Source organism: Sinorhizobium glycinis (genome assembly GCF_001651865.1).
Classification (GTDB): domain Bacteria; phylum Pseudomonadota; class Alphaproteobacteria; order Rhizobiales; family Rhizobiaceae; genus Sinorhizobium; species Sinorhizobium glycinis.
Genome location: NZ_LPUX01000065.1, coordinates 22,531 through 36,976, shown reverse-complemented (window position 1 = coordinate 36,976; position 14,446 = coordinate 22,531). Strand labels below are relative to the sequence as shown.

11 protein-coding genes and 1 tRNA gene are annotated in these 14,446 nt (G+C 57.2%); 8 read left to right on the top strand and 4 right to left on the bottom strand.

Annotated elements, in window-relative coordinates; all coding sequences use genetic code 11:
* Positions 1-179 precede the first annotated feature (179 nt).
* Positions 180-812 carry a DUF2971 domain-containing protein gene (locus tag AU381_RS23915; RefSeq protein WP_064244258.1) on the top strand — a complete coding sequence of 211 codons (633 nt, stop codon included), beginning with the start codon at positions 180-182 and terminating at the stop codon, positions 810-812.
* A gap of 1,272 nt (positions 813-2,084) precedes the next feature.
* Here AU381_RS23915 and AU381_RS23905 read toward each other — a convergent pair.
* Positions 2,085-2,384 carry a hypothetical protein gene (locus tag AU381_RS23905; RefSeq protein ID WP_064244256.1) on the bottom strand — a complete coding sequence of 100 codons (300 nt, stop codon included), beginning with the start codon at positions 2,382-2,384 and terminating at the stop codon, positions 2,085-2,087.
* Positions 2,385-4,751: 2,367 nt separating this feature from the next.
* On the opposite strand from AU381_RS23905, the gene AU381_RS23895 reads away from it, so the two are divergent.
* Together AU381_RS23895 and AU381_RS23890 are read left to right on the top strand one after the other, a co-directional pair.
* A complete protein-coding gene (locus AU381_RS23895) occupies positions 4,752-5,000 on the top strand; it encodes a hypothetical protein (protein WP_064244254.1) in 249 nt (82 codons plus the stop codon).
* A 98-nt stretch (positions 5,001-5,098) separates the two neighbouring features.
* Positions 5,099-6,124, top strand: coding sequence for a hypothetical protein (locus tag AU381_RS23890; protein ID WP_156528657.1), 1,026 nt, complete (start codon positions 5,099-5,101; stop codon positions 6,122-6,124).
* A gap of 455 nt (positions 6,125-6,579) precedes the next feature.
* Here AU381_RS23890 and AU381_RS23885 read toward each other — a convergent pair whose 3' ends face one another.
* Both AU381_RS23885 and AU381_RS23880 read right to left on the bottom strand, forming a co-directional pair.
* Complete coding sequence (locus AU381_RS23885; RefSeq protein WP_162273455.1) at positions 6,580-8,460, bottom strand: AAA family ATPase; 1,881 nt, start codon at positions 8,458-8,460, stop codon at positions 6,580-6,582.
* Positions 8,461-8,473: 13 nt separating this feature from the next.
* On the bottom strand, positions 8,474-8,773 hold the full coding sequence (locus AU381_RS23880) for a DUF6634 family protein (RefSeq protein ID WP_064244251.1): 300 nt from the start codon (positions 8,771-8,773) through the stop codon (positions 8,474-8,476).
* A 563-nt stretch (positions 8,774-9,336) separates the two neighbouring features.
* Here AU381_RS23880 and AU381_RS23875 point away from each other — a divergent pair.
* On the top strand, positions 9,337-9,669 hold the full coding sequence (locus AU381_RS23875) for a helix-turn-helix domain-containing protein (RefSeq protein ID WP_064244250.1): 333 nt from the start codon (positions 9,337-9,339) through the stop codon (positions 9,667-9,669).
* Between the two features lie 267 nt (positions 9,670-9,936).
* Here AU381_RS23875 and AU381_RS23870 read toward each other — a convergent pair.
* A tRNA-Lys gene (locus tag AU381_RS23870) sits at positions 9,937-10,012 on the bottom strand.
* 273 nt (positions 10,013-10,285) lie between these two features.
* On the opposite strand from AU381_RS23870, the gene AU381_RS23865 reads away from it, so the two are divergent.
* The 4 genes from AU381_RS23865 (at position 10,286) to AU381_RS23850 (ending at position 14,398) form a co-directional block, all read left to right on the top strand.
* A complete protein-coding gene (locus AU381_RS23865; protein ID WP_064244249.1) occupies positions 10,286-11,056 on the top strand; it encodes a Stf0 family sulfotransferase in 771 nt (256 codons plus the stop codon).
* A gap of 187 nt (positions 11,057-11,243) precedes the next feature.
* A complete protein-coding gene (locus AU381_RS23860; protein ID WP_064244248.1) occupies positions 11,244-12,254 on the top strand; it encodes a glycosyltransferase family 2 protein in 1,011 nt (336 codons plus the stop codon).
* A gap of 214 nt (positions 12,255-12,468) precedes the next feature.
* The gene (locus AU381_RS23855; protein ID WP_064244247.1) at positions 12,469-13,464 is read left to right on the top strand and encodes a TIM44-like domain-containing protein; all 996 of its coding nucleotides are present in this window, start codon (positions 12,469-12,471) and stop codon (positions 13,462-13,464) included.
* A gap of 250 nt (positions 13,465-13,714) precedes the next feature.
* Positions 13,715-14,398: a pentapeptide repeat-containing protein gene (locus tag AU381_RS23850; RefSeq protein ID WP_064244293.1), complete on the top strand. Its 684-nt coding sequence runs from the start codon at positions 13,715-13,717 to the stop codon at positions 14,396-14,398.
* The last annotated feature ends 48 nt before the right edge of the window (positions 14,399-14,446 follow it).

The window sequence follows — 14,446 nt, the reverse complement described above, 5'->3', positions numbered from 1 at the left end:
CCTCGCGTCCATGACCTCCCCAATGTGGGTCCCGGAGTTTCGATGCGCTTGGAAAAGGCTCGAAGAAGCAAAAGCAGGAGAAAATGAGGGAGTGGAGGCGACTTCTGTAAGATCGGCCCTGCGCTTTAACGAGAGTTCAACCAATACGTGAGAGAAGATCGGCAATAAAGAGGTTGCCGATGATCCTTTACAAATACCGCGCTCTCAACCGATACACTGATGAAATCATAGAGTCCCGGCGCCTCTTCTGCGCCAATTGGGGCGAGCTAAACGATCCGATGGAAGGTATGTTTGAATTCTTTTCAAGCGACCACCACGACCGTCGCTATCTGGAAGACATAATCCGCCATAAGAACGAATTCCGCGTGTGTTCCCTGTCGAAAGTCAAGTATTCGCATCTGCTGTGGGCGCACTACGCAGACCAGTTTCGCGGCGTGCTTATCGCGGTCGACATACCTGTTCCGGCAGCCGACCTCGTTGAAGTTTATTATCGGTCCTCTCACTCCTTTCCAGTGCGACGCAATTGGATGAACACCGAAACCGTTGCCCGGAGAATCTTGTCTTCCAAGCATAAGGATTGGAGTTACGAAAAGGAAGTCAGGATACTTTCGAGGGAGGAATACTTTCCCATCCCTATCATCCGGCATGTCACTCTGGGGATTCGATCGAGCAGATCAGACGACGAGCGAGTTATGTGGCTTTGCCGCGACCATCGCATTCCAGTCTACAAGCTCCGACTGACGGACGAAGGCTTGGAGGAGCGCCCGATCGATGAATACTACCGCGCCCGCGCCGATAGCGAGGCCTGGTGAACAGCTCGTAGATCAGCTCTGTAGTAGTCACCTTGGAAGTCGGGTTTGTTGTGATTTCTTCCCGCGCGCCAATCAACGTTCCTACATCGTTCTCGGCGCGGCCTTCGGTAGTTAGCATCAAGGCTGCCGATGAACCGGCGGCCAGCCCTCGACGCCGAGGATTTCTGGGTTGGCTCCTCGGAAAATAAAGTCGCTGAAAATTCGGGAATAATTGCTTGCCCAGGAAACTGCCACCTTCAGTCTATATCGCGATGGCCTCATCTGCCAGCGCCGCGATCGGCCAGAGCCTATCGCGAGGGGCGCCAGCGATGATCAATGTGCCGAGAACAGAGCCCGGCTTGGTAGCTGCGGTGACAAGCCACGCAGTTCCGACGATCGCAAGGAACTGGCGTCGCATCCTCGCGCCTCATGGTGTGAGGATTGAGCTGAGCGCGGTCTTCACGCATCAAGCGCCGAGGGTCAGATTCAAGAGTACGCACAAGGTGCGAGCGCTTTGTGAACTTGCCGACCTCCTGCTCGTAGTGGACGACGAAGATACGGGCCGGCGTCGAGCGTCGCTCATTCAAGCAAAAATGGCTTCGCAACGCGGCACGGTCAAAATCAGCAGGCTTCAGGACAAGCTGCAGCTAGACCTTTTCCAGAACTGGCCAATCTTCGACTTCGAAGAACCGATATACAAATTGGCCAAGCTGAATTTCCACCACGGTGGACCAGCCGCTCAGTGTGGTCGCTATGGCGTCATTGACCGTCACTGGAATGGGCCGCCGAGATCCCCGGACTGGTCCCAAATGCATCCTTCCAACGTCCCCGGCAAGACTGCGGGGTCACAGACCCTCGCCGACTTCATCGTGCGACTCGTGTCGGGTCGAGCCGGTCGAGATGCGACACTTTCTCTACGCACGGACTGGAGTAAGACGGTCGACGCCCTTATGACCATCACATACGCGAGGCAGTTCCAACACAGAGCGACACTCGGAGCGGCACGCTTTCCCCGAGGCAACAGCACAACCGCATATTTTCTACAAGACGAGCTGTTACAGGTTTCGGTGACAAGCACTGGCTTGCTTGCGGAGGACAGCCTTCCTGAAGTCGTGGTGGTCGATGGGCCACCGCCTCATCGAGCACTCAGTGTATTACGAATCCGGGTCGGCGGAGGTTAGTGGGTCATTGGCGACCAATGGAGGCGGAGGACCATTGGGAAACTTCCACTCGCGGCCGGTTTTCCTCCTTAGCCTATCAACCTGCTTCCCAAAGCGATCGAACATCAGTTCATCAGGAACATGACCAGCCGTCCCCCAGCGCTCCGCCGACATGAAAGCCCATGTTGAAATTGAGTTTCAGGTCGAACACGCCATTCTGCAATCTAATCTCGAGATGCCCGGTGACCGAGTCCTCCCCGGCATTATGCGCGAAACGCTTGTTGCGAAGCGTGATGAGATCGTCGTGAGCCTTCCGGAGATCTGGCGGCAGAACGTCCCGCGAGACGCCGCTTCCCAGACCTCCGTCGATTAACCGCGCGTATGTGATCGCAAACGGTGTGGTGAGCATTTCATGCTCGAGGACGACCTCCATGGTCGGTTCGAACACCGCAGTCGAAAGTCGGTGCCACGTGTAGCCGCACAACGCTGATGCCGGACGACGGCTTCTCGCCCCGAACGGACAAACCAACGGTCGAGCCTTCAAAGCCGCCAACTTTCACCTAATCACATACTACGGTGGCCCACCTATACCCGCACTGATTGCCGCCCGTGCCTGGTCCAGCTTTGATCGTACAGCCATTATTGAGTGGCCGACCGCAAACCGCTTCGCAAGCATAACTAGGACTAAACCCGCTGTTTCCGCCGGAGCCACACGGATAGAACGTTTCGTACGTATTTAAAGAGCAGGTATTACTGCAGTTATTTTGTACATCATCACGAAGGCAATCGTCAGATGTTTTGAATTGACCCCAACAAATCGTGGTTGACGTTCCAGGATATGCGCTGCTTACCATTAATAAAAGCGAGCTGGCCGCGCATACTCCCATAAACTTGATTCTCATTAGACATCTCCGGCTATTCGACAACACATCGTTTTTTCTGATATAATTTTCGGTCAATGTGAACGGATACTGCCAATAATCATTGACTGAGCGTCCCAATAACGCCCTGAAGATTACCTATAGTTTGGAAACTCGAAGGCGTAATTGTGTAGCTACCTGTGACAAAGGATTGAGTGCTTGAAATCGGGCCACATAGACCAGTGTCCGCACATGATGAGGCAAATATTGCTAGGGGATTAGGTGTTCCCCAGTTAGAAGGCCTTGTCCTGAACCAAGCGCTATAAGATCCATTATGTAGATCACAGATGCAAATGGCTTGGGCGGCGTTTTGAGCTAGCTTTGATTGAGCGAACGAAGCGCTCGGGCCATTGAGCAACCCTAGCAATGTCGAGACGCAAAGCGATAAAGAACAAACGCGTATACTGTTCCCCAAGAAGCGCATGGCTACCCCCTATTTCGAAATTCAAATCTATGGTTGGTGGGTTCAGTCGCAGTACATTCTTCGGCATTCGTTTTGGTACTGATTTAGGCAGGCTGCATAGTCCACGGCCCTCGAAGCGATGGAGGTATTTGCAGTCTGATCCCTGCAATAGGAATCTCCTCTCTGGAGGCAGTCTGAATAGGAAGGCAGGCATGCCGCCAGAAGGACGATCGGCGATTGCTTTAACGGAGACCTCGTTCCAAGAAGTGCTATCTCGGTTGCCTCGCAAACGGACACCAGAAACATCGCTAGCAATAGCGTGGCGATGTACTTGATCATCTAAGCACCTCAACTTTCGTTTGCCCAACGAAGTTTCAATGGCTGCGCTTAATTCGCAGAGATAATAACCTTTGGCATGGTATTGTTATAACTGCTACCAAGATAGTTGTTCTTTTGTGTGCGTGCGTATCAATGACTGCTGGATATGATAATCCGACAGTTAACTATCCAATTGTAAAATTTACTCAGATAATGGCAGGCCAACAATTCGCTTCTGCGAAAAGCTGGATGAATCCTTCAAGCCCGTATATCGTTCATCACTAATACTGCTTATGGAGTTCGGATGCAACCTTATTTAGCTGGAAGGGCGACAGCGCCCTTCTACATTGCAAAAGAGCAATTATCGGGTGGAAGCTGGTAGCAAGCCATGATCAGAGTCAATGCTGCCCCCCGCACCAATTCAGAGGGCTTCCGCGCAATGGGAAGCCCTCTATGCGGCCAATCACCCGCCGTGCTCGCGGTCACCCGCTCATTACACCCTTCGGGCAATCGAACGAGATGGTTGCCATCCGTTTGAACCACCGGAGCTGCTTCACGGGAGGTGTACCGCCCCGGACGGTCCTCCGGCGCGTTATTGGCTGGATGGTCAGGCGTAGCCTGTTCGGGCTGACGCTCTCGGCACAGCAACACCTTCGCGCTCGATCTCTCCAAGGATCTCGGATCTCGCTTTGTAAGGATCGACTTCGAAGCCGGTGCGGCAAGAGGAATGACATCGGGCTCGACGAGGGCCTGCCGCCAGCGCCAACCTAAAACGTCTCGCACGCCGGTCGCAGAAGCGCAGTCCCGGGACGGTGGCATGATTTCTGCAATGCTCAGGCACCGGGCTGATTTCACTGCCCAGTGACGTCCGGCGAATTCTTTCCTCGCCTCCATGCCGGAAAAGCCCTTATGACGCACTGGTTTAGTGGCGTCAGAAAATCCTCTTTTAATTGAGTGTAATTTATGGCATCCTAAATTACTGGTATATGACGTTTGCGACCGGGGGCTTACCGTCGCGACTTCGATTAACCCGAATCAAATAGTAGCCGATGAACCGAGGACTTCGAGGAGAGGTCCACCGGGTGCGTGCTTTTGCGCTTCTAGTTCGTTGTCCATCAATGCGTACCCTCAGGATCATCAAAGCTCTAGGGAGGACGCCATGTTTCGAACACTGATCGCTTTCTCAATCGTCATCTTGCTGCCGAATTCGGGATACGCCGCGTGCGCTTCCGATGACTACTTATGCCAGCAGGCACAGTCGGATCTGCAACGGCAGGATAGTCAGGCCGCGCAGCAAAGAACTGACCAGCTTAACCAACAAAATGGCACCAGCCAGTACAGCGGCCCGAGCTGCTACACGACGGCAAGCGGAAACCAGGTCTGCGGTTACCAGCAGTCTACTCCATAGATGACGCGGACTCTTTCGAAATCCAGGTTCAGAGGAAATCAAGCACCAGGGCAGCGAGCCATGCTCGAAACATGGGAATCCGAGATCGGAGGTCTGAAATGGGAACTCTTCAGATTGCATTGCGGCTATCCGTCGGTGCCGCGGCGTTCTGGCTCGCGGGGACGGAATCTGGAATAGCGCAGTCAGCGCTCCCAAGCGCATGTGCAATCCTAGCTAACCGAGTGACGCCAGACGTTTCATCCCAGGTTACCTCAGATGAACGATTTGCGGTCTTCCAGCAAATCATTAGCCAGGAGACATTTCGCAACTTCGATTCAGCCAAGTCATCTACCCTCGATCTCGGCATCTCTGTCGTGAGTTATGTTGACGCCTTTTTGGGAACCACATCTGACAGTGCGACTTGGGAACAAAATTGGAGCAGGTTCAGGAACTCGACATTTGCTCAAGGCTCCTCGGCCTTTTTGCAGACGACCGTGGATCGACACTGGAATGTCGACGTCGTGAAGGCGATTTTGGGCGGGTGCCCTGGAAAGCCGTTTTTCGGAGTCTTGACCGAAGTAACCGCAGAACAGGACGCCTTTACAATCCTCCTCCACGGCGTGGGGCCGTGGAGCCTCGAACAGATCTCCATAAAGCCGTCAGATGAAAAGTTTGAGTGTGATGGCGCAGAGAGGGTGTCGGCACGGGAGCCTATGGAGGCAAGGGACGAAATTTTCCTGACATGCAGCAAGGACAAAGACAAGAGCGCGCTCATTACCATTCGAAGCAGTCAGGGGTCTGCTGGGCCATTCACTGTCAAAAGCCTGTTAGGGGCCGCCAAGGATGATGTTGCAGGCCTCCGTGCCACTGTCTCAACCCTGCAAGCCAGCCTAGATGCACTACAGAACCAGGCTGCTTGGCTGACAGAGGCCCTGGACTCCCAAACTGCGGCCCACAGGCGAGCTTTGGACGGATTAAGGACATATACTGGCGGAAATCCCACTTCCGGCCGAATGGGCAACCGAAGCATGTGTCCAGATGGCGAGTATGCCATCGGCATCAATGGCACAGGTGTTCCCGTGGGCGAGGGCGGGGCAATCGGCAGCCATCAAGTAATCTGTCGGCCGCTGAACATAGTGCGATAGCGAACGCGGACGAAGCGGCTTGTCTTCGTCCTACGAGGCAGGTGGGCACATTCTATGCTGTCCCCGCTTGAGAACTTGAAAAGCCTGTCCTCCTTGCGGAGGCTGCGGCCGTCCTTCTGGACGATGATGGGGAGATAGCCTTTCAAGTCGCTCTTGTACCACTGCGACGGCGGGCCGCCCAGAACAGCACCTGCGTGGACGTCACGTACATCTTGCAATCCGAAATCCTGATCATTTCACGCAACCTGCAGGGGCTTGGTGCTTTTGCCGACGAGCTGACGCGATGAAGCGCTCATCTGTCGAACTTGTGATTATCACCCCAGTGCGATTTGCGGGTGCGGCGAAATATCCGCAACTTCTCCCGGGGCCTCCCCTGACCGACAAGGATGCGAATCCTTCGCAGCGGGCGAAAGCCGACCTCGAGCAGGGCTTGAAGAAGCGTCTTGTGGGGTGGCTCACCCATCTGGGGCTGCCCCCGGATCTGGCAGCACAGCTCCGTTCCGGCTTTCCACCCTCACGGACCTGTGGAGCATCGAATCCTTTGCAAGCGCAACAATCTGGTCTCCTTCCATTTCAAGCATTTCCAGAACTCGTTGGTACTGCGCGTCAAGGATCTGCATGACCTCGTCTTCGATGACCGCCGGCAGTGGCGAATCCTTGAGGGCTTCAATGTCCTTGATGAAGATCGGTGTGCTGCCCAGGCCGTATGAGGCCACCAGCCTTCGGGCAATCGTCGTGGCTCTCTCTACATCGCTGCCGTCGACGCCGCCTGAGCCGAGCGAACGGTCGCCGAATATGACCTGCTCTGCTGCCATACCTGCTAACGCGACGGCGATCCTGTCGAGCAGCGAGTTCTCTGTAGGGACCCAATCTTCAAACAGCTCGTAGGACGTTTCTCCCCCAGCGTTCGAATGTGCGCGCGGATCGAAGGTCTGGCGAACGGTTATCGTTGCGGTCTTGGCGAAACCGACTGCCAGAGCTACCATTGCGTGACCGCTCTCGTGAACTCCCAAGCGAAATTGCGCCTCGGGCGAATACTTCACCCGGGCCGGCAGAACGGCAGCCACGTCCTCGATCCCAACCGCGCGTCCCTTGGCGCGTGACCGCCGCCTAGCATTGCGGGCCACCTTCTCGAGGTCGGATCCCGACATTCCTTCAAGATTCGCGACGGAGTCCGCCAGAGACGCTGCGTCGATCACACCCTTCAAGTGGTAGCTGAGGATCTCGGCGCGTGTCTGATTGTCCGGAAGCGAAAGTTCGAAATGCTCCTCGATCCGGCCGCTTCGCAGGACCGCCGGGTCTATGAGTTCGCGGTAGTTCGTGGCTCCAATGACGATGACACCGTCGGGCAATCTCGTCATCAGGCTGAGAAACTCGTTTATGACCATTTGCCAGTAGAGTTGATACCTCTCTCCATGCAGCATTCCTCGATGGCCGAGGCTGTCAAATTCGTCGATGAAGAGAACCGCACCGTCTGCTGCCGCTGCGTCGGCGAAGCTCTGGTGCATCGCCCGGAGTGTGTCGTCGAGGTGACCTGCCTTTTGCCATTTACCGACGGTTGTTGACACGAATTTCAATCCAAGGGCATTCGCGAATGCCTGGCCGAACTGGGTCTTGCCTGTCCCCGGAGGGCCATAGACGAGGGCCCCGGATCCGACCTCCGACCATTCAAGTTTGTCCTGCCGCCAGAGGGCGACATCGTTGGCGACAAGACGAGCCCAAGCCTTCTCCCTTTCGTATCCCGGCAGTTCGAAAAGGCTGGGGCCTTCGGCCGCGGCCATCCCAAGTTGGGAGAGCTCTGACAGATCGCCCTCATTCAATTCGCGTCTGGCCAGGGCCGCGATGATCATCTTCTGTGGCTTCGCAGCCACAGCCGAGGCGATCTCATCGGCAAACGGAGACCGCGAGGATAAGATGCGGGCAGCTTGGACGTGCCGCGCGGACGGTGGTGCGATCTCGAGGATCTCGTCGGCGGCGAAGCACAGTTCATGGGGCACGTTGCGGAGGTCCGCAGTAATGATGATTGAGAGCTCGTCCAGGTCGAAAATGCTCAGATCTTCGTTCTGGAGCTTCGATTTCTTCCGACCGCTCCCGACCGCATGGATCCGCTTGCCGGCGAGAACCCAATCGGTGTCGCGGTCGATCCTGTCGAGATACTCGGCAGCATCTCTGTACTCGTCTGTTCGATAACGTGGGGGAGTGACGAAAATGGTCAGTCCCCTGTGCTTTTGCTTGCCACTCATCAGAGGCGAATGGCGGAGCGCTCTTCGCATCCCGCAATAAGCCAGGAAGACGGCAGGGGACTTGGCAAGCTTCCGGAATTCCGACTTCTGCAACCTAGAACGCATTTTACTGCCTTTCGAAGCCGTGGGGCCGGCCCAGACGGTACCAGCGGTTAATGGTCCGGGCCACGCCACGTTCGAGGTCGAGATAGAAGATCTGGGTCGAGAGGCAGCGATGCCCGTCCGAAATCCTCGGGTGCCCGGTGACGATGCCCGTCAAGCTGAGGGCGGGCTGTCGGATCAGAGCGTATTCGTCGAGGAACGGCGCGTGGTCCAGCATCGAACGATCGAATCTTTCGGATCCAACCTTCCCGATGTCATCGGCAAGACGGGCGAGTGTAGCGGCATCGGCGAATATGTGGTGCAAAGCTGTACCTCCAAGGGACTGAGTTCCTTGTTCGATGGGGGCATGAGCCACGAAGTCATGGCTGCAGTTTTCGAGAGAAATTGAGTAGCGATATGCAACGCTAGGGTGGGGCAGCGACCGTTACAGGGTGAACGTGGCAGGCCCTTGGTCGACCGCTGCGGTTTGGCATTTTCTTGGCACCGTGCGCCGTCGCGCAAGCAGCCGCATGAAGGTCAAAGGATTCGGACGCGTGCGACGAATGTCGTCCCAGAACATCCCGGCAATTGGCAGATCTCGCCAATCTCGACCTGTCGGCAAGTTTGCCGTCGCCGGGAGCTGCCTTGTCGTCGGCGTCACTACGGAGGTGACGTGTGCGAGCAACCCCGGAGTCGAAGCCAGCCGCTGACACAGCGTTAATTTCAACGCTCATGATTCGATCCACCTCCAGAATTGTGCTGCAAGCAATCAGGCGCCTACAGAGCTCGCGAGTCTTAATTACAGACTTTTAGACGCCATTGGCGCCTATAAGTCAACGCCCGTTGCATCGGTTTGCCCATAAAGCCGATCCGTGCCATTGAATCCTTATGTTGATAGCGCCATCGACGATATTGAAGGCAGCCCGCGAGTTCCTCGGCCTCAGTCAGGACCAGGTCGAGGCATTGCTGGGGATTTCCCGCAAAACGGTCCAACGGGTCGAGCGAGGCGACCCAGTGATCGAGCACTACGTTCTTCGGCTCCAGCTCTTTTACGAAGAGAACGGGATCGAGTTTGTCCCGCCAGCAAATGAGAAGGGATGGGGGATCTTCAACCACAACACTCGTGACGACCCTCTTCGGCTGAATAGACTGCCCGAGGTCAAGACCGAGAGGAAGAAGATGCGGAAACCAGTTGAGAAGGCATTGACGGAAAAGTGGTGAACGTCTTTTGCGGCGAGTGGCAATCCTTCCCCTGCCGGCGGCCCAGCTCGGATGGCGGGCGACAAACTTCACCGGACAGGCAGGCAACGTTGAACCCGGCCGAAGCCAGAGATCAGGATTCGAAGGGAAGCCGGGCGTGACGTTGTTCGGGATTTTTCCGGGGTTCTGCGCTCCTCACCGGCGCATTCCGCTCCTAACCGCCAGACGTCCGCCCCGCAGCACGAGCCTCCCCCGCTATCCTATCGCATTGAATTAGCGGGGGAAAATTGGTGGGTGATCACGGGCTCGAACCGTGGACCCGCTGATTAAGAGTCAGCTGCTCTACCAACTGAGCTAATCACCCGTCCAAAACCGCGTCGCTGCGGTCTGGTGGGGCGTATAATGGCGTTCGGCTGGCTTGTCCAGCACCCTCTGCAAGATTCCTTGGAAAAAATTGATCCCCATCCGGCGATCCGGCGGGCGAGTGCTGCCTCCGTCTTGTTGCAGGCTGGCCCCAATGTTCTGGGTTGGCATTTCAATGCCGCGGTAGAAGGACGGTGCACTCCAAAAATTGCCGATATCTCTCTTTAGCACACCTGCCGGCTGGGGAAGTTGCAGGATAACCCGACGGAGAATCATGCGCGGCTATTTACTTTTGACCGAGGCGAGAAGCGGCTCAAACTGGCTCGGCTCACTTATTAATAACTCGGGGTACATGGGGCAGTCGAGCGAATGGCTGTCGCCGAAAATCCATCGCCTCGACACCAGCTCTTTGTCGTGGGAGGAGTTCTTCGAGGAAATCATCGGAAAAAGTTCTACTGACAATGGAAAATTTGGATTGAAGATATTCCCCAATCATCTTTTCATCACGCGCGAATTTTACGGGATGGACTTCATTCAATACTGCCTTTCCGTGCATGATGTAGCGCTTATCTTCCTGCGGCGCGACGATACGCTGCGGCAAGCGATTTCCTATGCCAGGGCAAGACAAACGCGCAGTTTCGCCGCTCATATCGAAGGCACGGCTGATCCCCGATACGATTTCGAAGAGATTGCGAGATGCTTTTTCTATATTCGCGACAGCAACAGTTTCTGGCAGAGCTATCTGGAAATCAGCGGCGCGAAGTTCACCGAGTTCGTCTACGAGGACCTCGTTCCGGACCCTTCTCCTCTTATCGCCTGCGTTGCAGAGCACCTGAAGGTGCCCCCGCCGCCGAAGCTCCAAACATCGCTGGCGGTCCAGCGTGACAAGTTGACCGACGAATGGATTGAGCGCTTCAACGAGGATCGCAGATCTGCGGACTTGCTGGACGCTTACGATCGCCGCGAGCACATTCCCAGGAAGATCAAGAACTTTTTCAAACTGGCGACGCGCAGGCTTCAGCCGCGATACCCTTTTGCATTCTAACGGAGCAGGTCCGAGATCGTGCGGCCTACGGGGCGCATGTCGCTCCCGCTCCCGTGGAGTTGAATTCCCGGGACGAGGTCGATAAACGCACGTATCACGACGGCCGACTGGAGGGATCTTGGGCGATTTTCACTACCCTTTTCGTCTTTCTGAGAACGGGCGAAGCCGAAGGAGTCTTCTGGACCGCTTGGTGACCCGGTATGAGACCTACAAGCTTACGGCCCGGGTGCGCAAAAGGAAACGTGCGATCGAGATCGTTTGCCTCCGCGAAGGCGGTCAACGACCTCTCGCCAAGGACGATATTCCGCTCGTCTTCAATACGCATAACGACCTGAAGCTGATCCCGTCCTTCCTGGCGCATTACAGGAAGCTAGGCGTTTCGCGTTTCATCTGTGTTGATGACGTTTCATCCGACGGCACACGCGAGTACCTGCTTTCGCAAGCGGACGTCGATGTGTGGAGCTCACCCCTGCGTTACCGCGATGCTCGCCGCGGCCGCGAGTGGCGCGAAGCCCTATTCGACCGCTACGGGGGGGACAGGTGGTACCTCAATGTCGACTCGGACGAATTTCTGATCTATCAGGATTGTGAGCATCAGCGCCTCGACAATCTCATCCGGGTACTCGAACGGCGGGGCGAAAAGCGTCTCGCCGCTCCCATGCTCGACATGTATCCGATCGAGCCGCTTGGCTCGGCCACGCTCGGCGCGAACGACCATCGCATGCCGTGGGAAATTGCCGACCACTTCGATGGCGTCGGATATGAGATCAGCTATACCAAGCGGGCGATAAGTATCACGGGGGGGCCGCGGAACCGCAAGTTCGCGCACGTGCTGGAACTCATCAAATATCCGCTGATCTTCTGGGACAGGAATTGCAGTCTCAGCGTCAGCATTCACCAGCCGCTGCCATGCGAGAGAAACTTCGGGGATATTTCCGGGGTGCTGCTGCACTTCAAGTTCTTTTCCGATTACCGCGAGAAGATCGAGCAGGCGGTAAGCGACGGGCAGTATTTCGACGGGGCTGCCATATATCGCAAGATGTTGGATGACCTACAGAAGTCCGGCGAGTTCGATTTTGCCAATGAGCATTCCGTTCGGTTTTCCGGGTCAAGGCAATTGCTCGAGCTCGGTTTCATCGCGCCTATTCCCTTCGCATCTGATCCAGCCGCAGCGCGGGAAGCAACCACGCAGACCTAACGTCGCGACGGGGACCATCGAGCAGGGCCCGCTATACGTTGCGGGCAGGATTGCACGGAAATTCGAGCCCAAATCGTGGAGGGCAAATGCTTCGGCGTTGCCCCCTCGGGTCCCCGCATAATTCAATCCCACACCCTTAAACTCCCGCGCCCTAAGCTCTATATGTTCCGGCGTGGCCGCTTGGGGCCGGGAGTTGTCATGGGAAGCGATGAGAATGCAGCGTATTCTGTCTATAGCGATGGTCGGTCTTGCGGTGATGCTGACGGTGGTTGACGTCGCCGAGGCCCGGCGGGCGGGCGGCGGGTTCGGTTCGCGTGGCAGCCGGACCTTCTCCACCGCGCCGGTAACCCGCACCGCGCCGGCTCCGGCGGCGCCGATCGAGCGGACGATGACGCCGCGGCAGAACGTGCCGACCGCGGCCAGCCCGACGACGCAGAACCGGACGGCGAACCGCCCCGGCTTCTTCAACAGTTTCGGCGGCTCGATGCTGGGCGGTCTGCTCATGGGCGGACTCTTCGGCATGCTGCTCGGCCACGGTTTTGGAGGCGGCATCGGGTTCCTCGGATTGCTGCTTCAACTTGGGTTGATCTTCTTCGTCGTTTCCTTCGCGATGCGGCTCTTCGGCCGCGGCCGGAGTCCGGCCTATTCGACGCCATCTCCGTCGGCGCAGTCTTCGGCATCCGCAACGGCGCCTGCATCCTTCCGCATCCCGCGGATCGGTGAGGAGCTGGGCGGGCTCGGCGCGAGCGCCGCGGCCTCCGCAACAGCGTCTGCGGCAGCCGGGGCTGGACGGACGGACGAGATCGGAATCGAGCAGCGTGACCTCGACCGGTTCGAAACGATGCTGAAAGAGCTGCAGGCGGCCTATGCGGCGGAAGACTATGCGGCCTTGCGCCGGCTGACGACCCCGGAAGCCATGTCCTATCTCGCCGAAGAGCTCGGAGAAAACGCGACGAACGGCCTCAGGAACGAAGTCCGCGATGTGCATCTTGTCCAAGGCGATGTCGCCGAGGCCTGGAACGAGAGCGGCACCGATTATGCGACGGTCGCCATGCGCTACGAGAGCATCGACGTGATGCGCGATCGTGCGACCGGACGCGTCGTCCGTGGCGATGCCGAACGGCCGAGCGAAGCGGTGGAGTTGTGGACCTTCGTGCGCAAGCCGGGCGACGGCTGGCAGATCTCCGCGATTCAGGCGGTCGAGGAATAGTGAAGCGGCAAAGACGCTCGGAGCTGTACTCCCGACCTTCGGGATTGTTGACTCTCGTTCCTGACGCTGAATTCACGCGATGCTACTTAAGCTCCGAGAGAAGATATTCGAGCGGCAGTAGCTTTCGTCGCGGCGCGTTGGGCAATAAAATGGACATTCCTCTCGGGCGCGGACTGACATGGTTTTGTGGGCAGCGACATTGACCAAGCATGCGGAGACCCCAGGCGAGGCGGTCAAACGGCGCCGCGGCATGGTTGCATGCCTTTTCGCCGTCGCGGCGTCGGGCCTTGCCCACACGGCAGAGGCGGCGGATTGCAAAAGCCTGCCAGGACCGGGAGCGGACTGGCGGGAGTGCAACAAGCGGCAACTGATGCTTGGTGGGAGTGACCTGAAAGGCAGCAATCTGGTCGACACGGATTTTGCCTCCACCGACCTGAGCGGCGCCGATCTTACTGCGGCAAATCTGGAGAAGGCCACATTGGTGCGTGCCTCGCTTGCCGGCGCCAAGGCCGGCAAAGCGAACTTCTCCAGGGTCGAGGCCTATCGTGGCGACTTCTCCGGCATTTCCGCCGAGAGTGCGTTGTTCGTCAGCTCCGAGCTGCAACGCGCCGATTTCACCGGAGCCCGGCTGACTGGAGCCGACTTCGAAAAGGCCGAACTCGGCCGCGCCAATTTCCACAAGGCCGTTCTTACCGGAACGCGCTTTTCCGTGGCCAATCTCTCGCGTGCCGACCTGAGCGGTGCCATATTCGAAGGTCCGATCGATTTCGACCGCGCCTTCCTGTTCCTGACGAGGATGGAGGGGCTGGACCTTTCGGCCGCGAAGGGGCTCACCCAGGATCAAATCGATCTCGCTTGCGGCGACGCTGCAACGAAACTGCCCGCTGGAATTACCGCCCCCACCAAGTGGCCGTGTCCCCCCGACGATGACTGACGGCAGCGTTCTGCGCACGAGGGCGCGGCTGAGGCGGCTGTATGGCCG